Raw genomic sequence first — 20,264 nt, forward strand, 5'->3', positions numbered from 1 at the left:
ATCAGGGTTTTAAGCCAGCGATGATCAATTGCAAAACAGCCTTCTGACGGGCACACATATCGGCAAATGTTTGCGGATCGGGCACTGCCTGTTTGCTGATAAAACAATGCTCGTAAGCAGCCATGGTGTCGTACACTACAATGCTGGTTTCCTGTGTATCATGCGGCTTTAGTTCGCCTTTGGCAATGCCCTGCTGCAGCACACCGGCAATATGTGCCACCACTGCAGTTTGCACTTTTCTGCGCGACTCGGCAATGCGGCTGTTGTTGGCCAGCATTTCGGGGGCTACCTGCTGCATCAGCATGGCGTATTTATCAAAAAATGATTTTTTCACCTCCAACATGCTCAGCATAGCCTCTTCGGTGCTGGGCGCAGCGGCGGTGTGCTCACTGAGGAGTGCAAAAAATTCGGTAACGATCTTATGTTCAACCGCTTCTGAAAGCGCTTGTTTATCGGGGAAATAATAAGCCAGCGCCTGCTTGGTAATGCCCAGGTCATCGGCTATTTCGGTGAGGGTGGTTTTGTGCACACCAAAATGCGCAAAGCGCTTGATGGCGGCATCTACAATGTGTTCAGTTTTTTCCGTTCGCTCCATTTTACTTTTTTACCTACTGAATTTCTGACTTTTTTCAATTAAAAGTCAAAAGTAAGGCAAAAAAAATATCAGTCAGCTTTTTGTGGCCAAACCTTTTAAAAAAATCTGTGAAAACTCTTTTTCTCGGCTGAGGATGGAGAGGAACTTTGACTTATCGGGGAAAAACGAAGAATGACGCTCCAGGTGAATATGGCGCAAACCTTCGAGGCACTCAAACAGCAGCGTGGCCTTTGATTCAAGATCGTCAACCTGAAACAAGCCCGATTTGCCGCCTTTGGCAACAATGGCATTGATGCGCCGCAGTTCCCGCTCCTTCACCTCGCCAAACAGTGGCGCCAGCTCGTCGGGCACGCCGGTTTTGTGTTTCAAAAACTCGAGGATGTTGTAGTACTTGATGATAAAATCGGTGCGCCGTTCCAGAAACAGCTCCATTGCTTTAGTCGGGTCGGCTTCCGCATCGATCGTAGGGCCATCTTCCGCCTCGCTTTTGTCGGCAATGCTTTTGAGCACTGCAGCGTAGAGGTTTATTTTATCGGGGAAATAATAGTAGAGCGAAGCTTTGGAAATGGCCAGGTCGGCGCCAATTTCTGCCATCGTGGTTTTGGCCACGCCAAAATGTGCAAAGCGTTTCAACGCCGCATCAATGATTGCGTCTCGTTTTTTGTCGTGGCTCATAACAGTGACTAAAGTAAGTGATTTGCACCGTTAAAACCGAAACTCTGCCGCAAATTTATGGCGCAAAAAAGCCGGTAAAAAATACCGGCTTTTTTGGCTGAAAACGGGGTGATGCAAACGGGCTTATTTGGTAAATTCCCCGTTGGCGTTGATGCGCACTTCATCGCTGAGCATGGGTGGCGCAAACTTGTTGCCCAAAGCAAAATCGGAGCGTTTGATGGTGCCGGTAAGCTGAAAACCGCTGGTGGGCTTTTTATTCGATCGGTTTTCGATGGTGCCGCGATACCACAGGTCCATCGTTACCGGCTTGGTTACGCCATGCAGGGTAAGGTCGCCGCTCAGTTTGTAGCGGTCTTTTCCGGCAGGCTTCAAACCCGTGCTTTTAAACGTGATCTTTGGAAATTTCTCCACTTCAAAAAAATCAGCGGAACGCAGGTGGTTGTCGCGCATTTCAATGTCGGTATCAATGGATGCCGCATCGGCAGAAAGCTCGAACACCGCATCGCTGAAATCGGGCTTCGAGGCGTTTACGGTTACTTCAAAATTTTTAAAGTGCCCCGAAATATCGGCAATACCCAGGTGGGTAATGGTAAAGCCAAGCTGCGAGTGGGCCTTGTCCGATTTCCATACATCGGCCATTGCAAAGGCGGAAAGCAGGAGTACTGCTGCGAAAAATGCGCTGATCTTTTTCATTGTTCTGTTGGTTTCGTGAGTGAGCATTAAAGCGGTAGCTTATAAACCGTATAAAAATAAGCATGTTTCAACTTCAATACTTTAATCCCGTACAAATCTCAACATTTGCCCCTGTGTGCTATTGGTTAGTTTTAGGAAATACACTCCCGGCAGCACCTGCTGCCCCAATGCCAATGTAGCAATGCCACCGCCTACAAACACCACACTCCCCTGCTGCACCACCTGGCCGGCGGCATTGGTAATGGTGTAGTTGTACTTTCCGCTCATCTCTGCGGGCACACGGATTTGTGCCGCATGCCGCACCGGGTTGGTTACCAAGGCAAGGCTGTTGCTCACCGCATCGGTAACGGCCACCACCTGCGACATTTTTACATTTCCATCCAAATCGATACACCGGAGGCGATAATAAGCCACGCGGTTGATCGGGGTGGCATCCGTCCATTGGTAGCGCTGTTCACTGCTGCGGTTGCGTGCCGGCAACGAGGCTATTTCGGTGAAATGAAGACCGTCGTTGCTGCGCTCCACCGCAAAACGCTCAACGCCCTGCTCGGCAACCGTTTGCCAAGCCAGCATTGTAGCATCACCCGAACGCTTAGCCGAAAATGAAACCAGCGTTAAAGGCAGCGGTGCCGATTTTTGGCCAAATGTGTACAGGCCGGATAACAGCATGGCTGGTGCAGTAATGGAGCCTTGCCCCGTGATGATCCCCACCGCGCTGCCACCGGCATCGCTCCATACGGTGCCGGCCAGTTGGGCCACTCTTACCTCTGAAAGCGCCCATGCGGGCATGGCCACTTTAGCATAATCCCAAGCGAGGGTAGGCACTGCTGCACCGCCGGAAATGGTTTGCAGTTCCCAGTATTCCGTTGGAAATACAGCCACCAGGCCGTTGTGGATTTGATTTGTGTAAGGCGCAGCCTGGCCATACCGCACCTCGTAATTGCTTTGCTGCTGAATAGACGATAATTCTACGGGCCGGTACACGGTGCCATTACCCACCGGAAATTGAAAAGCAGTGGTGCCAGATTTTCTAACGGTCCCGTCAACATGCCGGTTGTCGGCAGCACCTGTATAGGTAGCGTCATTGCCATACTGCAAGTATCCAGTGCCGCTTGTTTGGATAACGCCGGCTAGAAACTGGTGCTGGCCCGTCACCTCCAACTTGTTTACCAGCGAAACACCCGCATTGTTTTGTGTGATTAAATGATGCGTACGCCAAGGGTGTGTGCCGGTAATTTGTTGCACACTAGTACCGTTCAGCCGCAGCGTGCCGGTGCCGGTTGTCATGCCCGTTTGGGCATTGTGCAGGTTGCTCTTGATGGTAAGTGCTCCGTTGTTGGTGAAACTTGCCGTTGATGTATTGGTAAAAGTACCGGCAACAGAAAGGTTGCCGCCATGCACCTGCATGCGGCCAACATTGGTAAGCCCCTGCTGCGCATAAATATGTGAACCTGCAGCCAAAAGGCACAACAGGTAGATAAGCTTTTTCATAAGCAAAGGCAGCATACCCAAAGACCAAAGTTTTTGGGTGTGCTGTATTTTAGTGCATTATTTGATGATGAGGGTCATGTTCTGGGCGGTAAGGTCATCGGTGGAGTTGTTGTTCTCAGCCCATACTTCCACATAATCGCCTGGAGCCAGCGAAACGGTGCATACAATGGCTACTGTTTGTATATCGCCGGAACCGGAGTATACTTTGGTGCGCTGGCGGGAGCCGGGCACTTGAACGCCATTTTTATAAATGTAAAATGAATAGGTGTACGCAGTGCTGGATGTACCGGTAAGCGACAATACAGCGTTCACTATAAAAGTGCGGCTTTTGGTACCATCGTACTGCAAGCGGTTGCTTTGTGGCGCTGTAAAACGAACAAGCTCCGAAGTGGTAGTTCCACCTATGATTTTTACCGGCGTGTTTGCTTTTGAAATACCCGTTGCACCCGATGTAGTGATGTAACAGCTAGCTGTTGCAGTTGCATCTTTTTCGGTAGCAATACCGGCAGCTTCCACCTCCCATTTTTTAGTAAAAGTGCCATTCACTTTTACGCCAGTGCCCAAAAATGCGGTGTTCTTCAAATTGCCCGCCTCATTAATGGTAGGTATGGCCGAAATATCAAAAGCAGTGGCGCCATTTGCACTCATGGGCATGCTAAAGCCGCCTAGTTTATTTATATGGGTAAATGAACCGGACAACTTTTCAAAGGTGCCTTTATTATCATCAAACCAAGCGGTGTTGTCCAACAGCAGGGTATTGACGTTTTGATAAGTGATGCCGTTCGTGTTAGCCTTGTATTGAATCACGCTAAAAAACACGATGTAGCCGCCACTGATCTGTCCCACTTCCTTGCAACCGGCTACAATTACATCGCGCATCAGTAGATTTTCAGTAGCCGGCAGTGCAAGTTCGAACAGCTTGGCATTGCTGCCCGAGCTCAGTGTAAGCAGGCGCAAAGTGCCGCCTTTATTACCAGTAAACAGCTCACCTGCGCCGCTATAAATGATCCGGTCGTTGTTGGCATCACGGCCAACAAGGTAGCAACCATTGAGGTTGATCTTATTGCTCAACGCAATGGTTCCATTCACTTCATAAGTAGTGCCGGCCTTGAGGGTAATAACGCCACTTACTGGCGCTGGTAAATCAGCGGCTGATTTAACCAATACATAGTTGGCGCGGCCCGACTCAGTGGTTTGCACAGCCAGCCACTTGGTGCCGTTCCAAAAATAGAAGCCGGCAGGTAGCGCAGAGCCACTGTTGTATACAATCATGCCAGATGGAACAGGCGCGGTAAGCGGCGCTGGCAAAGTAGCATCGGTTAGTGCCACACGCGGAGCCAACAAGCCTTTGTTGGAACCTTCTAGTTCCAGCAATGAGTTGGGATTGATTGTTTCGGGGTTGTCGCCAATTTTTACTTGTGCAGCAGCAAACTGCGGCATGCCAAAACAAAACAACAACGCTGTCAGCAAAAACGCTGTCATATGCCGTGATTTGTCAGTGATTTTGGAGCTTGAGAAAGTCTGATTGTTTGTTGTAAAAAAATCCGGATTTGGGCAGGCAGTATTGTTGTTGCCCAACAAAGTAGAAATGCAGTTCATAGGTAGTGGCGGCCGTTGGCCTTTTAGGATATCGGATAAATTAGACCGCTAAAAAAGACAGTTTATAGCCAAAACAGTTTACACAAAAGGTTTTTATTCAATCACTAATGAACAACCCTATTAGCCACATAGTAAATCTACTTACCCGGTATCGGATTTTTTCGATTTGCCGTTTTACAATTGGCTAATGCGCACTTGATTAGCAGCCTACAATTAATTGCAACCACTCCGGAAAGCAGCTTACATTTAAAACCTATTCCAAAAAAACAGCTTACCATATGCGCAAACATTACTTTTTTCTTTCCGCCCTTTTCCTGCTCATGACGCTATTGGCAGCAGGCCAGCCAATGGGTAAAATAGTGGATCAAAACACGGTAGCCAGCAAACTGATGAAACGCCCTGTGAACTATGCCGTGTACCTGCCGCCTGGCTACGAAACGGCGCAGCGCTCCTACCCCGTGGTGTACCTGCTGCACGGCTACACCGACGATCATAACGCTTGGGTGCAGTTTGGCGAAGTGGGCCGGCTGGCCGATAAAGCCATTGCCGACGGCACCATTCCGCCCATGGTGATAATAATGCCCGACGCCGACAGCAGTTGGTACATCAATGCATACGACGGCAAAGAATCTTACGAAGATTTCTTTGTGCAGGAATTTATTCCCACCATTGAAAAAAGCTACCGCATCAAGGCCGAAAAGCGTTACCGCGGCATTGCCGGGCTGTCGATGGGAGGCTATGGAACACTGATTTATTCATTAAAATATCCGCACCTATTTACCGCGGCAGCCCCGCTCAGCGCAGCAGTGTTTGATGATGCCGCAATGAAAGGGATGCCCGAAGCCACCTGGGAACGAACATTTGCGCAGCTGTATGGCCGCGGGCTCAAAGGCGACAGCCGCATGAACGATGCATGGAAAAAGAACTCAATCCTGAATATAGTGGCCTCCACGCCGGCCGACAGCCTGAAGAAAGTACGGTACTGGATTGATTGCGGCGATGATGATTTTTTGATCAAAGGCAATTGCCTGCTGAAGATTGCACTGACCGAGAAAGGCGTGCCCCATGAATTCCGGATCAGGGACGGTGCCCACACCTGGACATACTGGCGCACCGGCCTGATTGATGCGCTGGCGTTTATTGGCGACGGGTTCAGGCAGAAATAGTTTGATGGCCATTACCAGTAACTGCGCTTTTAGTTACTCAATAATAACAGGCGCTCAATAAAAAGGCCGGTAGCAAATGCTACCGGCCTTTCTTTATCCAAAGGTTTTTTAAAACCCAACATTGTATCCAAAGTTTACAATGGCCCGCCGGCCATAGGGGCTGCGGTCGTTTTGCAGCACATCGTAAAACATGGAAATGATCAATGCACTGCGCCCCGTTGGGAAAACGGCACCGCCGCCAAGGAGCAGGCTGGGCACCAGTTGCGAGCCTACTTTATATTCGGTTCGGGGGTTGTAGTAAATGTCTTTACCCCACACATAATTGGCCTCAGGCTGCACCTGCAGCATAAACTGCTGGATGGGATACACGCGGCCAAATACATTGAGGCCACCCACCCCGCGGTTAAACTTGGAAATGGTTTCATCGCCGCGGCGGGTACGGTTGCTTACATATTGGAAATTAACCCCACCGCCTGCAGCCACCCGCTCGGTAAAACGGTAGCCCACCTGTGGTGAAATATTAATGAAGGTGTAGTTGCCAAACGAAAGCCCGAAGTTGCCGCCACCAAACCAGCGGTTTTCCTTGCCTTCCTCTTGCTGTGCAAAAACGGCGCTGCTGCACAGCAGCAGCATGATTAATTGCAGGTGTTTTTTCATAGTACCAGTTTCTTTATTGAACCACAAAGACTCGAAGGAACAAAGGAATACAAAGACAGGAATGACGGTTGTTTTTACATGTTAAAAGCAACGGAAACCGTAGCTTTTGAATGGCCTTTTTTACCAACAGCGCCAGGCGCAACAACCAAAATCCTACTTCGTTCTTCTTGGTTTCTTCGTGCCTTCGTGGTTCAAATTTTCAACTTCCGGTTAGAAAATCTTTCCGGCATTGAGGATATTATTGGGGTCAAATGCTTTCTTGATCTGGCGCATCAGCCGGATATGGCTTTCTTCAAACATAATATCCATAAAGCCCTTTTGCACCAGCCCAATGCCGTGCTCGCCGCTGATGGTACCGCCCAGACCTTTTACCAGCTTAAAAAGTGCCCGCAGGCTTTCCTGCAGTTCGGCATCTTCCTGGCTGTTTTGCGTACCAGGCTTTTTGATACGGATGTGCAGGTTGCCATCGCCGGCATGGCCGTAGCACACCGATTGAAAATGATATTGCTTGCCCAACTCTTTCACGCCATGGATCAGTGCGGGCAGTTCGGCGCGGGGCACCACGGTGTCTTCTTCTACGGTGTACCCATCCAGCTTTACCGCTTCGGCCGCACGGCGGCGCAGTTTCCACAGCTCTGCCTTTTGCTGCGCGTCATCGGCAAAATACACTTCGCCGCCTTCAAATTCCACCATCAGGTTGGCGATGGCTTCCATGTCCTGCATCATCACATCCATGTTATTGCCATCCACTTCAATAATCAGGTGCGCCGCGGTATCGTCGGTTACGGCAACCACGGAAGCACCCACCATGGCCGCAGTAATTTTCAGCGCATCAATTTCTACCAGTTCCAGCGCACTGGGTGTAAAGCCCGCCCGAAAAATGGCACTCACTGCCTCGCCTGCCTTTTCCAAATTTTGAAAGGGCACCAGCATCAGCAGGTCGTATTTAGGTAAGGGCAGCAGTTTCAATACAATTTTGGTAACAATGCCCAGCGTTCCTTCCGAACCCACTACCAGTTGGGTAAGGTTGTAGCCGGTGCTGTTTTTCAGCACGTTGGCGCCAGTCCAAATGATTTCGCCGGTGGGCAACACCAGTTCCAGATTCAGCACATAATCACGCACCACGCCGTATTTCACGGCTTTGGGGCCGCCGCTGTTTTCGGCAATATTGCCGCCAATAAAGCAAGATCCTTTCGATGATGGATCGGGCGGGTAAAACAAGCCTTTTTCTTTAACGGCATCCTGCAGCACTTCGGTGATCACGCCGGGTTCGGTGGTTACCTGCAGGTTGCGTTCGTCGATATGCAAAATGGTATTGAGGCGCTCCATCGACAACAAAACGCCGCCCAAATGGGGCAATGCGCCGCCGCTGAGACCGGTGCCGCCGCCGCGGGGCGTAACCGGGATGCCGTGCTGGTTGCATATTTTCATGATGGCGCTGATCTCTTCCGCGGTGCGGGGTTTGATCACCACATCAGGCAAAAAAAGCAGGTGCTCTGTTTCGTCGTGGCCATAGTTGTTCAACGATTCTTCGTCCACAAAAACATATTGTTCGCCCACAATGCTGCGGAAGTTATCGAGCTGTTCCAGCACCGGAAGCGTTTGGATGGCGGTTGTCATATTGAAAATAAAATGCGGTTTGTTAGGGTTGCTAAGTTCGGGAAACCGGTGGTTATTATGATGAAAAAGGATTGAAGAGATGGATTTCTTGAAATTTGTTTAACGAAACCGGGGAATATTTGAGAGAATTTCAGCGGAAGGAAGGGTGAGGGGATCGTGAAACGTGAAACGTCAATCGTGAATGGGGAATCGTGAATTCGTCATTTCGATAAGGACTGCATCTTTAATGCGTGCTTAGTTAATTAAAAAAAGAAAAGGTGTCCTCGCGGACACCTTCCTTAAAATCATTTCAAATCCCACAAATCACCGGTTACAGGTTTTTGAACGAAGGACAAATCGTTGCCCTGCGGTCGCCGCGGAACTGGTTGAATACGCCCTGCTTTACCAGCGAAAATTCAAACGCACCGCGGGTATTGTTGTAATTCTTCAAGGTTGAAACCGTAGCATCATAGCTGAATGTGAACATGTAGTCTTTATAACCCAGGCCAATCATCGGGATCACCGCCTCGTTGTGCCGGTAGTACATACCGCCAATTAGGATGTTCTCACCATCACCCGACAGGTTGTAGTGCGCATTGGCGCCCACCACCAGCTGCGATACGCCGGCCTGCGTGGTGTAATACGCATTGGGGTTCAGTATCCATTGGTCATTCAGCATAAAGCTGCCGTTTAAAAAACCAATGTAGCGGCGCGGTATGCGGTTATCGGTGGGCACACCATCGTTTTCAAAAAACGATTCGGTGGGCTGGTTGATGTGGTGCACCGAAAAGCCGGTGTTTACATAAATCTTATCGGTTGGGAACAGCGCATAATTTAAACCCGCCTGCAGGTCGAGGTAGCCAACATTGTTCTTGGCCAGCACGGCAGATGTAGGCAGTTTATTATCGAAGAAACGGCCATCGAACTGGTCGGGAAATTTCAGGTTCGACGAATTGATGGTTTTATTGGCGTAGCCGATATTAAAACCCAAACTCAGCAAACTGGCAAAACCCAGCATCTGGTGGTAAGCCACCGAGCCGTACACTTTGTTGGATGTCAGGTTGCCGCTGCCCGCCACATCGCGCAGCACCACGGCGCCCACACCCACCCAGCCGTTTTCAAAGCGGTCTTTGGCTACCTGCATATCGCCAAAAGCGCTCATGGTTTTATAGGGCAAAGTCATTACCGACGACCACTGGTTGCGAAAGTTGGCGCCCAGCCGGTAGTCGCCATCGGGGATAAAACCGGTGTTGGCAGGGTTGGTGGTCAGCGGCGAATTGAAAAATTGCGAAAAATGCAGGTCCTGCGCCTGTGCCGCCACCGACACCAGCAAGGCCCACGCTATGGCAAGTTGCTTGAACATTGGTCTCATAAATCCTCCTCCCTCTTTATCTGATTAAGGTTATATCTCCTTTTTTCGTCACCTTGGTTCCATCGAAAAATTCCACGTCCAGTGTATAGGCATAGGCATCCATCGGCAGCAGGGTACCTTTGTAGCGGCCATCCCAACCTATTTTCCGGTCGGCAGTTTCAAATACTTTCACACCCCACCTCGACCATACAGTAAATTTCATTTTGGCAATACCATACCCCCGCACAAATACCACGCTGTTTACATCGTTGCTGTTGGGGGTAAATGCAGTGGGCACATCCACGGCAATGCGTACCAGGGTTTCAACCGGCGCACAAACCGTGTCGGTGCAGCCGGCGGCATTGGCTACCACCAGGCAGGCGTTGAAGTTGCCGGTGCTGTTGTACTCATGCTGCACGGGGCCGCCCACACGGGTAACCAAGCTGTCGCCATCACCAAAATACCAGCGCCATTCCACCACATCCGGTGAAACAGTTGGCGTGAACGTGATGGGGGTATTTTCGGTTGGTGGTTGCGGCGATGCTACAAAGCTGGCGGTAGGTTTGCCTGCAACATTGAGCGTTACCGAAGCCGAGTCGGTTACATTACAAGTATTCGGATCAGTCACCACCAGCTTTACAGTGTAGGTACCGGGTTGTGTGTAAATATGCTGCGGGCTGCTTTCGGTAGAAGTGTTGCCATCGCCAAACGACCACAGGAAGGTTTGCCCGCCCAGTGATGTATTGTTGAACACGGCGGTAAACGGTGCACAACCGGTTCCCGGAATATCAAAGCTGGCAGTAACGGTGGCGGCTACCCGAAGTGTTTTTACCACCGAGTCGCCAAGATTGCAATACGCCGAATCGACGAGGATAAGTTTGACATTATAAGTGCCCGGCGTGGTAAACTTGTGAAACACCGGTGCACTGCCTGCCCGTAGCCTTGGCGTACCATCGCCAAAATCCCACACAAACGACTGGCCGGTAAACGGCTGGCTGCCCGGTGCCACCGATAGGTTATCGAAGCGATAACTAAACGAATCGCAGGGCTCCAGTTTTACCGGGTTAAAATCAATTTTGGCTTCAATATCGCCTACCCTGATGTTGATGTAAGAAGTGTCCCGCACATTGCAGGTGCTTGAATCAATAGCCACCAACATCACGCGGAACGAACCCACCCGCTCATAAGTATGTGTTGCGGTAGGCTCGGTGGTGGTTACCTGTGCGCTGCCATCGCCAAACATCCATTCATAACTAACGGCGTTGCGCACCGTATCGCTGAACACAACAGTCAGCGGCACGCAACCGGCGGTATCGCGGGGCACGCCATTGATGGCCGAACGCAAACCGGAACGCACACCCGAAAAGTTCATTTCAAATTTTACCAGTGCCAGGTTACAGCCCGGCGAAGGGTTATTTTCCGACCAAACACCCGGCGTGGTGGGGAACGGCGCATTGCCAAATTGTTTGCAGTTGGCGCAAATGGCCTGGTACACTACACCATTCCGGTCAAACCGGCTGGTGCCGCCATCCACGTGGTCCGATGCTGCGCCATCCTGCCCAAAGAACGACCCGAACAACTGGGCGGTGGCATTTTTCTGCAATACAAAAAAGTAAAAATCACGGCCGTCCGTTGTGGGCTTAATAGCATCCGCTGTTACCGGCAGCCCGATGGTGCCCGAGGAATTATATGGGTTGCTCCGGTCCGACACGCCGCCGCCCCAGCCCGATACATACACGTTCTCGCAACGGTCTACAAGAAACGCAGTTGGTGAAATGCTGGGCTCGTTAGCAGGTTTGCCAAAAACAGTGGAATAAACAAAAGCCGAAAGATCGGGTTGTAGTTTGGAAATAAACTGCTTGGCGCCGGGGTTGGAGTAAGCCGCATTTTCAACGGGCCATGAGCCGGAAGTTTGCCCGGTGATGTATGGAAAACCACGCTGGTCGAACTGGATGCCGTACACCTGGTCGATACCGGCCGTGCCCATATACGTTGCTTTTTCCAAAGCACCGTTGGGTGTAAAAATGGCAATGTATCCATCAATGTTTCCGTCGGACGCGCCCTGGTTTGCCGGGTAAATGCTGCCTTGTTTGTTGCCCGGAAAATCCCTGCTGGCAGTGCCGCCGGCTACGTACAAGTTGCCGGTTACGGGGTTAATGGCCAGCACATAGCCAGCATCGTCTTTCGTGCCGCCCAGGTACGTGCTGAATATAACGTCGGAAACATCGGGGGTCATTTTGATCACCACTGCATCCTGGTCGCCACCGAGCCTGGTCTGCACCGCGTTTTTGGTAAAAAAGTCTTGCGACCGGGTATTGGATGCCACGTAAATATTGTTGGCGCCATCAATAATTACTTCGCTGCGGCCGTCGTCGCCGTAGTTGCGCTGCAACGAGTTTACACCATTGCGGGTATCGTTGATGTTTACACCGTCGTTGCCGGTGCCGCCAATGCGCCGCGACCCGATAAGTGCCGTGCCGGTTGCGTTGAGTTTGGTTACAATAATATCATAGCCGCCGTTTGTACCAAAATTGTCGCCGGTAGTGGGATAGTTGGGCGAATTGGTGCGGCCGGCAATCACCAGGTTGCCTTGTGCATCTACAATCAAACTGTGGGGCTGCTCGTTGGTGGAGCCGCCAATATAAGTGGCATAAATACGCTGGCTGCCGTCGGGGCTGAGCTTAATAATGACAATATCTTCCGGAACGGGATTGGTGCCGCCGCCAAAATTGAGCTGGAAAGCACCGGGCGAAACGGGGAAACCGCCTTCCAGTGCAATGCCGCCTCCGTACATCGACCCATCGGGACCGTAGGTGGCCGTAAAGCCCCAGTTGTCGCGGGTGCTGCCGCTAAAGGTGCAAAAGATGAGGGTGGGGTCAATCACCAGCGGCACGTTGCGGTCGTAGGCTTTCACGTCAAAGCTCACGGTGTTGCCCTTGAGCAGGTAGCGGTTGGCTACTTCCGTTTTTCCTTTTGCTACATACTGATAGCTGTAGGGCGGCAGCTCTTTCAGCGTACCTACGGAGGTAGGAATGTGCAGTTGTTTATTTTTTACCGAAAGCCCCTCTACACCATGATACTGCATTTTGATGAGGGCCGGGTTGCCACCGGGCTGCACAATCAGGTCGTATTTAAGGCGGCCGTTTTCGGAGTAATACCGGATGTCGATATTGGGATAAAGATTTCGGATGGTGATGCCCTGGTAAATTTTACACTCAAAGGCCCACTTCTTGGGGTCGTTGCCCAAAATATAATTGTTCCAGTTGGCCAGCGGCTTATCGGGCTCCAGGGCAGCAGCGGTATTGGCACCCACAAAATCAACCCGGTATGCATGCGACCGCATGGCTACCGGCCGGGTAGACGTGGGTTCTTTTTTTACGGCTTCCAAATGGCCGGCATGACCGTGGCGCAGTTCGGCCAGGCCCTCCCAGTCGTCGGGGCTGTGCTGTACAATGGTAAACCCGTTTTGGTGGATATAAATTTCGCCGGCAGGCACTTCGGCCATAAACCGGACGCGGCTATCCCACTGGCCTTTGTTTTCGATAAACTGCACGGCCTCGTAATACTGGCCAAAGGCAAATAAGGTGGGCAGGCAGGCAAGGATGAAGAGTATGTAAAGCTTGTATCTCAAGGTACTTTTGAAGTTAACATTTTTAAACTGCATTTTATTGTACCTCAGCAAAAAGCCAAATGTTTAAGTTTTGCAAATCTTAGCACTGCAATATCTTAACCCCGCTGCTTTATTAAATCAGACTCTTAATACCGGGTATAACATCCCTACACAATAGAAACGATCAGATATATAAACCTCATACAACCAAATAAACGGCGATGCCCTTTGGCGCATTTACCAAACCCCGCAACCGCACAACAACAATTGGCGTAATTACTATTTACGAGATTTTACTCCACGGCGTTTTTCCTTTGATCGATTGCAGGTAATTCCGGAGGTTGCTGTTTTCGGGCTTGTTCAGCTCAGGGTCGGATGTAACCAGGCTTTCGGCACTTTCCTTTGCGGCTTCCAGTATGGCTTTATCTTTCAACAAGTCGGCCAGCCGAAGGTTCATTGCACCGCTTTGCCGGGTGCCTTCAATATCACCCGGACCGCGCAGTTCTAAATCCTTTTCTGCAATTTCAAAACCATTGTTGGTCGATACCATGGTTTTGATGCGTTCCCGGGCATCGTTGCTCAATTTGGGCGATGTAATGAGGATGCAATAGCTTTTTTCGGCACCGCGGCCTACGCGGCCCCGCAATTGGTGCAGCTGCGATAGACCAAATTTCTCCGCATTTTCGATCACCATCACCGAGGCATTGGGCACATTTACGCCCACTTCTATCACAGTGGTCGATACCATGATCTGAGTTTCGCCCCGCACAAAGCGTTGCATGTTCCAGTCTTTTTGGTCGGCGGGCTGGCGCCCATGCACCATGCTGATCCAATAACGGGGTTCGGGGAACAGCGACTTCACATGTTCGTAGCCCTGCATCAGGTCTTCGTAATCGAGCTTGGCACTTTCTTCAATGAGCGGGAAAATGATGTAGGCCTGCCGCCCCTTGTCTATTTCCGTCCGAACAAAATCGAGTACGCTTACCCGGTATCCATCAAAACGATGAACGGTGGTAATGGGTTGCCTGCCCGGCGGCAGTTCGTTCATCACGCTGTAATCGAGGTCGCCGTAGGCCGTCATGGCCAGCGTTCGCGGAATGGGAGTTGCTGTCATTACCAGCACATGCGGCGGAATGGCTGCTTTTTTCCAAAGCTGTGCCCGCTGCGCCACGCCAAAGCGGTGCTGCTCGTCAATCACCACCAGCCCCAGGCTTTTAAACTGTACTACTTCTTCAATTAGTGCATGGGTGCCAATGAGCAGGCTCAGCGAGCCATCGGCCAGCTGCGGCAACAGGCGTTTGCGCTCCGCGGTTTTGGTGGAGCCGGTGAGCAACTCCACGCCAATGGGCATGTCTTTGAGCAATTCTTTGATGGCGGTAAAATGTTGCTGCGCTAAAATTTCGGTGGGCGCCATCATACAGGCCTGGAAACCATTGTCCACCGCCAGCAGCATCGACAACAAAGCCACAATGGTTTTACCCGAACCTACATCGCCCTGCAACAGGCGGTTCATCTGGTGGCCGGTGGCGGTATCTTGCCTTATTTCTTTCAGCACCCGCTTTTGTGCACCGGTTAGTTGAAACGGCAGGTATCTATTGTAAAAATCCAGGAAATAGGTGCCTACTTTATCGAACACCACGCCCCGCGATGAGGTATGCCGCTGCAACCGCACCAGGGCCAGCCGCACCTGCGCTATGAACAATTCTTCAAACTTCAGGCGGCGCACTGCTTCGTCGTACTGCTGCGGCGATGCCGGGAAATGCACCTGTCGATATGCCTCAAACCGGTTTACAAACCCATATTGCGCCACCAGTTGGGCGGGCAGGTTCTCGGGCAGGTCGCGGTCGCTGATGAGGGTAAACAGCGCAGCGGTGAAATTGGCCATTTGGCGGCCGCCCAGTCCCCGCGATTTTAATTTTTCGGTGGTGGAATAAATCGGATCCAGGTGGGATTTTACTGCAGCCGTTTCGCCATTCAGTACTTCCAGTTCGGGGTGCACCATTTGGGGCTTGCCCATAAAAAAACCCAGCTTACCAAAGGCCACATAAGCCATGCCTTCTTTGAGCGTTTTTTGCACCCAGTTGATGCCCTGAAACCAGGTCAATTCCATGGCGCCGGTTTCGTCGCGCAGCAGGGCAGTGAGGCGGCGTGCACTTTTTTCGCCCACAATTTCAATGGTTTGAATGCGGCCCCGCACCTGTGCGAACTCAATGGCTGGCGTGAGGTCGATGATTTTGTGCAGCTTGGTGCGGTCGAGGTGGCGGTACGGAAAAAAATGCAACAGGTCGTTGAAGGTAAACAGGCCCAGCTCTTTTTTCAGCATGTCGGCACGGGCCGGGCCCACGCCTTTCAGGTACTCAATGGGATGCGATAATATGGCGGGGGATGTGGCGATGGCTGTTTTGTTTCGGCAAAAGTAAGCGGCAGAGCAGGAAGGCAAAAGTCAAAAGTGAAAAGCCAAAACTGGCTTGAAAAACTTTACATATGGGTTTTCACATTTGCCTTTTAACTTGTTTATCCATATAATTCTAAATGCACACTCTTCTTATCATAGCCCAGCGCCAGTATTTTTTGCTTGGCTTCGTCCACCATATTTTTCCAGCCGCATAAAAAGAACGATGCCGGTGGCAGTTCGCCGGTGGCTTCTTTTTGCTCCAGCACCAGGCGTTCGTAAATGGTGTGCACATAGCCGCAGCATCCGTCCCACTGTTCGCGGGACAAGGTGGGGAAATATTGAAATTGTGGAATTTTTTGCGCTAAGCTCTGCATTTCCTCAAAATAGAGAAGATCCTCTTTCGTGCGGGTGCCGAAAATGAGGTTGATATTTCGATGCGGCACATTGTGCTCATTGATATAATGCAGCATGCTGCGAAACGGCGCAATGCCGGTGCCGGTGCAGATAAAGTACAGGTCCTGCTCCATATTTTGCGGCAGCGTAAACACGCCCAGCGGACCACGCACCGGCATCTCCAAGCCTATTTTACCCCTTTCAAAAAGATAAGTGCTCCCGGCGCCTCCGTCCAGTTTTACAATCACCAACTCTACCGTATTTGTACCATCCGGCGCCGATGCAATGGAGTAGCTGCGTACCCTTTTGTGCGGTTTTTCGTGGATGGGCAAATCCAGCGAAATAAACTGCCCCGGCAAAAAATCGAACCGGTCCAGCTCGGGTATCTGAATCCAAAAGCGGCGTGTGTTGGGCGTTTCCTGTTCTATGCGGGTAATGATGCCGGTGCGCCAGGGTTGTAGGGCCATGGGTGGAGTTTGGGCCAAATTACAAAAAAGGGATAATACCCGATTTTAGTCGTAATAGTCCGATACGGGCAAAGATGGCATAGTAGTTGAAACAAATTGGACGAATTCGAAATTAAACTTCAACAAGTTTCAAGATATTTTTTGTCGGACGGTTTAGGCTATAGGGCTGGCATTCTTGCCGGCCCTTCTTTTAACCGGTGATCTGTATGATTAGAAAGGATTGAAATGATTTGGCGGTCGGCGGGGTAAATTGTCTTTCGTTTTTCATCGGTGCAATCAGCGTATCGCATTTTCTTTTTCTTGCAAAACACTTGACCTATTGCGGATAATCTTTTCACCTACTATCAGCAATCCTTAAGGCAACAGATTTATAAAAACAAACAAGTTCATCACGCTTTATTATTTGTATTGAACCCAATAGACCCAATCGAATAACATCATATTCCCAACGAAAATGCCCTGCAAATGGCAGGGCATTTTTGTACTATAATAAACCGATCATTTCAATCCTTTCTAATCATACAAATCACTGGTCACTGTTTCATAATCTTCTGCACCCGCTTTTCCTTACCATCCACACTCAGGATGCGGAGGAAATAAACGCCGGGCGGGTAGCGGCTGAAATCAACCGAGTTGCCGCTGTTGGAGTAAGCCCGCTCCTCGCGGTAGAGCAATTGCCCAATGCTGTTGAACACCTGCACCGAAATACGCGAAACATTAGCGGTGCCCACAAAATAATTGACCGGCACGGCACCCGTGGTAAGTGTTGGCGCAATGGCGGTAATAAAATTGCCACTGCCCGGTTGCGGCTCCGGCGTTGGGCTGCCATCATAACTGATGGCATTGCCAATAACCGAGTAAAACGCACCGTTGCCATGCGTGCCCAGCACCAGGGCATTGTCTTCGGGCCGCACCATCATCGACCGGATGATGGCCCGTTTCAGCATGCCACCACCTTCGTTGAACCAGGTCGTGCTTTCGCCGGTAATGTTGGCCGTGCTGTACAGCCCTACCGATGTGCCCACATAATATTCCACGCTGGTTCGGGTTACCACAATGGCGCAGCTCTGTGCCGATACCGGCTCCAGTTCACCGTCAATGGTTTGCCAGGTGGGTGTGGCGCTGGTGGCATTACCCGACCAGAAAATGTTGTGTACAATATCGCCTCCGTCGTCGTAGTTGGAAACCGTAACCAGCACCGTATCGGGGTTGCGCGGGTTTACCGCAATGCCCGATACATAACTGCCATTGACCATAGTGGCAGGCGTAATATTTACCGGCCTGGTGGCAGGCCCTTTTAAATCTGCACTATCCATACGGTACACCTGGCCATCGTCGGTGCCTAAAAACAAGCGCTTATTGGGCACGGTGCTACGGCCGGCAATCTTACTCAAAGCAATAGCCGAAAAAGAGCTACCCGAAGGCACCACGGCCCGCACTCCCGAAATTTCCGTCCAGTTATTTTCGTTCACCGATGGCGCATTCAGCGTTCGGTACAGGCGGTTGTCGCTGGTGTAGTACAGGTGTTTTGTCGAATCGGGGTCCATGATGAACAGCGTTAGCCACTGCCCTTCCTCTTTTCGGCCGTTGGGGGTAATATCGTTGGTGCTGTTGCTTACAAAATCAAGCGTACCGTTGGTGAGGCGCCAATCGAAATTGGAGCGGAAGATATTGCCGCCCGAGCTGCTGAAATACCAGTATTGCTTCCAGTTGTTGCCGGTTTTGGTAAAATCCGAAATCGCTGCTGCAGCGCCATCGCCCGAGCCAATGCGGATATGCTCCTGGCTGGCGGGCACATCCAGGTTTACATAAGTGCCGTTGTCCTGCGCACCGCCAATGATCCAGTCGGCCTCCGTATCGGGAATAATGCTCACAAACTGGTACTGCATGGTTTGCAGCTTGCTGTTCATCGAGGTCCAGCGTACCGTATCGGCTAAATCCGAAGTGCGGGTTTTATGGATGCCGCCGTCCGATGCCGTGTATAAGGTGCTGTTGCTGTTGGACAGGTATGTTATGTAATGAATATCGGGGTGGTGCGGGTCGCCGCTGTTGGGGTTGCTCTGGTCGCTATCATAAGGCGATGCCAGTTGGGCATTGGGGAAAAACCCACCGCCGTAACCACCAATACGCCGGAACTTCCGGGCCGGGTCGGTTTCGGCCAGGTTTACGCGGTGCAGGTTGGTGCCGCCAATAAAAATAATGTTGTTGTTATCAGGCTTTACCCCAATGCTCATGTTGTAGCCTTCAAACTGCGTGGTGTATGGGTCAATGCCCGGCTCGTCGAAATTGGGTTCATCGGGCACCCATGCGCTCAGGTTGGTCCAAGCCGCGTTGTTGGGCAGCGTGCCACCCAAGTTGGCCCGGAAGAGGTCGGCTTCAGGATCGCCGTCTTCAGCGCTTTCGCCATTTTTATACAAAACAAAAAGCTGGTTGCCGGCGCCATTTGTTTGCAACACAACACGGCCCCAGCGGCCAAAAGGCCGCCAGCCTGCCACCGAATCGGCCTGACCTCTCTGGCCCCCGGCAATACGCGTCCACTCGCCGGAGCCACCGGTTGTGCTTTGCCACACGCCTGCAATGGCGCGGTCGCGGTTCACCAATTGCGGATCGGGGCCGCCGCCGGAAAAAGCAGCATAAATAGCCGACCCGTTGGTAGGAATATGAATCTCGGTAAGGCCGCCAAAAATATTGTTGGAAACACTGCCGGTTAACACCGTGGCCCAGGTGGCGCCTTTATCGGTGGAGCGAACAATGCGCTCATGAATGGCCGCATACACATGGCCGGTGGTGGGGTGCACGGCAAGGCGATGCACCAGGTCGAACCGGTTGTCGAAAATATGCTCCGAGCCTGCTGCGGTGACGTTGAGTTTGGTCCAGCTTACGCCGTTGTTGGTGCTTTTAAAAATGCCATAGCCAAATGTGGTGGCCGTGGCCGATTGCGAAGCAGGGTAATAAATTTCGCCGGTGCCGCAATACCAGATGTCGGGGCTGGTAGGATCCTGGACGATGGAGGTAACGCTGCGGATCTCATTTTCCGGCGAAACAAAGGTCCAGTTGGCACCGCCATCTGCGCTGCGGAAAATGCCGCCTGTTACGCCACCGGTCAGTAAAATATTGGCGTTGCGGCGGTCGGCGGCCAGGGTGCGGCTGCGGCCGGCCACGTTGTTGGGTCCCAGGCTTACATAGCTGTTGTTGGTTTGGGTGCCCTCCAGTCCGCTGATGCCGTTGAGAAACGGTGCCGCGCCTTTGCGCATTTTTATTTGCCGCACGGCGGCCAGTTCCTTCTGGTGAAAATCTTTTGGAATGCGGCCGGTAATGGGGTTGCGGAGCATTTTTATTTCGTGCTCTAGGCGCCGCCGGTTGAACTCGGCTTTTTTGCCCTCCTCTTCCTCCTCACCTTCCTCTTCGCCGTCCAGCGCTTCAATTCCTTTCCATCCGCCAATGCGCTCCGGCCCAAAGCTGATTGTGGTTTTTAAAAAAGTAAAAGGCATTGCTATAAATGCCGCGGCAACGATTCTTCCGGCAACCAGCTTCAGGTGCATGTAAAACTATTTGATTGTTTGCGGAGTAAAT

13 protein-coding genes are annotated in these 20,264 nt (G+C 51.3%); 1 reads left to right on the forward strand and 12 read right to left on the reverse strand.

The window, feature by feature from the left end:
- Position 1 precedes the first annotated feature (1 nt).
- From EPD17_RS18690 to EPD17_RS18710, 5 genes are all read right to left on the reverse strand, one after another.
- Positions 2-595: a TetR/AcrR family transcriptional regulator gene (locus EPD17_RS18690; RefSeq protein WP_132055997.1), complete on the reverse strand. Its 594-nt coding sequence runs from the start codon at positions 593-595 to the stop codon at positions 2-4.
- Positions 596-667: 72 nt separating this feature from the next.
- The gene (locus EPD17_RS18695; RefSeq protein WP_132055998.1) at positions 668-1,270 is read right to left on the reverse strand and encodes a TetR/AcrR family transcriptional regulator; all 603 of its coding nucleotides are present in this window, start codon (positions 1,268-1,270) and stop codon (positions 668-670) included.
- A 123-nt stretch (positions 1,271-1,393) separates the two neighbouring features.
- A complete protein-coding gene (locus EPD17_RS18700; protein ID WP_132055999.1) occupies positions 1,394-1,963 on the reverse strand; it encodes a YceI family protein in 570 nt (189 codons plus the stop codon).
- Between the two features lie 81 nt (positions 1,964-2,044).
- On the reverse strand, positions 2,045-3,454 hold the full coding sequence (locus EPD17_RS18705) for a T9SS type A sorting domain-containing protein (RefSeq protein ID WP_165929667.1): 1,410 nt from the start codon (positions 3,452-3,454) through the stop codon (positions 2,045-2,047).
- 57 nt (positions 3,455-3,511) lie between these two features.
- Positions 3,512-4,936 carry a hypothetical protein gene (locus tag EPD17_RS18710; protein WP_132056001.1) on the reverse strand — a complete coding sequence of 475 codons (1,425 nt, stop codon included), beginning with the start codon at positions 4,934-4,936 and terminating at the stop codon, positions 3,512-3,514.
- A 395-nt stretch (positions 4,937-5,331) separates the two neighbouring features.
- On the opposite strand from EPD17_RS18710, the gene EPD17_RS18715 reads away from it, so the two are divergent.
- A complete protein-coding gene (locus EPD17_RS18715) occupies positions 5,332-6,219 on the forward strand; it encodes an alpha/beta hydrolase (RefSeq protein WP_132056002.1) in 888 nt (295 codons plus the stop codon).
- A gap of 108 nt (positions 6,220-6,327) precedes the next feature.
- Here the strand turns inward: EPD17_RS18715 and EPD17_RS18720 are convergent, their stop codons facing one another.
- The 7 genes from EPD17_RS18720 to EPD17_RS18750 form a co-directional block, all read right to left on the reverse strand.
- Positions 6,328-6,876, reverse strand: a complete 549-nt coding sequence (locus EPD17_RS18720; protein WP_114235376.1) for a hypothetical protein — start codon at positions 6,874-6,876, stop codon at positions 6,328-6,330.
- 210 nt (positions 6,877-7,086) lie between these two features.
- A complete protein-coding gene (locus EPD17_RS18725) occupies positions 7,087-8,496 on the reverse strand; it encodes an FAD-binding oxidoreductase (RefSeq protein WP_114235375.1) in 1,410 nt (469 codons plus the stop codon).
- A 310-nt stretch (positions 8,497-8,806) separates the two neighbouring features.
- On the reverse strand, positions 8,807-9,838 hold the full coding sequence (locus EPD17_RS18730) for a PorP/SprF family type IX secretion system membrane protein (RefSeq protein ID WP_240040674.1): 1,032 nt from the start codon (positions 9,836-9,838) through the stop codon (positions 8,807-8,809).
- A gap of 25 nt (positions 9,839-9,863) precedes the next feature.
- Entirely contained in the window at positions 9,864-13,457 is a 3,594-nt protein-coding gene (locus EPD17_RS18735) for a DUF7948 domain-containing protein (RefSeq protein WP_165929668.1), read from the reverse strand.
- Between the two features lie 262 nt (positions 13,458-13,719).
- The gene (gene recG / locus EPD17_RS18740; protein WP_240040675.1) at positions 13,720-15,876 is read right to left on the reverse strand and encodes an ATP-dependent DNA helicase RecG; all 2,157 of its coding nucleotides are present in this window, start codon (positions 15,874-15,876) and stop codon (positions 13,720-13,722) included.
- Positions 15,877-15,950: 74 nt separating this feature from the next.
- Positions 15,951-16,691 carry a ferredoxin--NADP reductase gene (locus EPD17_RS18745; protein ID WP_132056005.1) on the reverse strand — a complete coding sequence of 247 codons (741 nt, stop codon included), beginning with the start codon at positions 16,689-16,691 and terminating at the stop codon, positions 15,951-15,953.
- A gap of 533 nt (positions 16,692-17,224) precedes the next feature.
- Entirely contained in the window at positions 17,225-20,233 is a 3,009-nt protein-coding gene (locus EPD17_RS18750) for a T9SS type A sorting domain-containing protein (protein WP_132056006.1), read from the reverse strand.
- Positions 20,234-20,264: the final 31 nt, after the last annotated feature.

Source organism: Pseudocnuella soli (assembly GCF_004347775.1).
Classification (GTDB): Bacteria; Bacteroidota; Bacteroidia; order Chitinophagales; family Chitinophagaceae; genus Flavisolibacter; species Flavisolibacter aquaticus.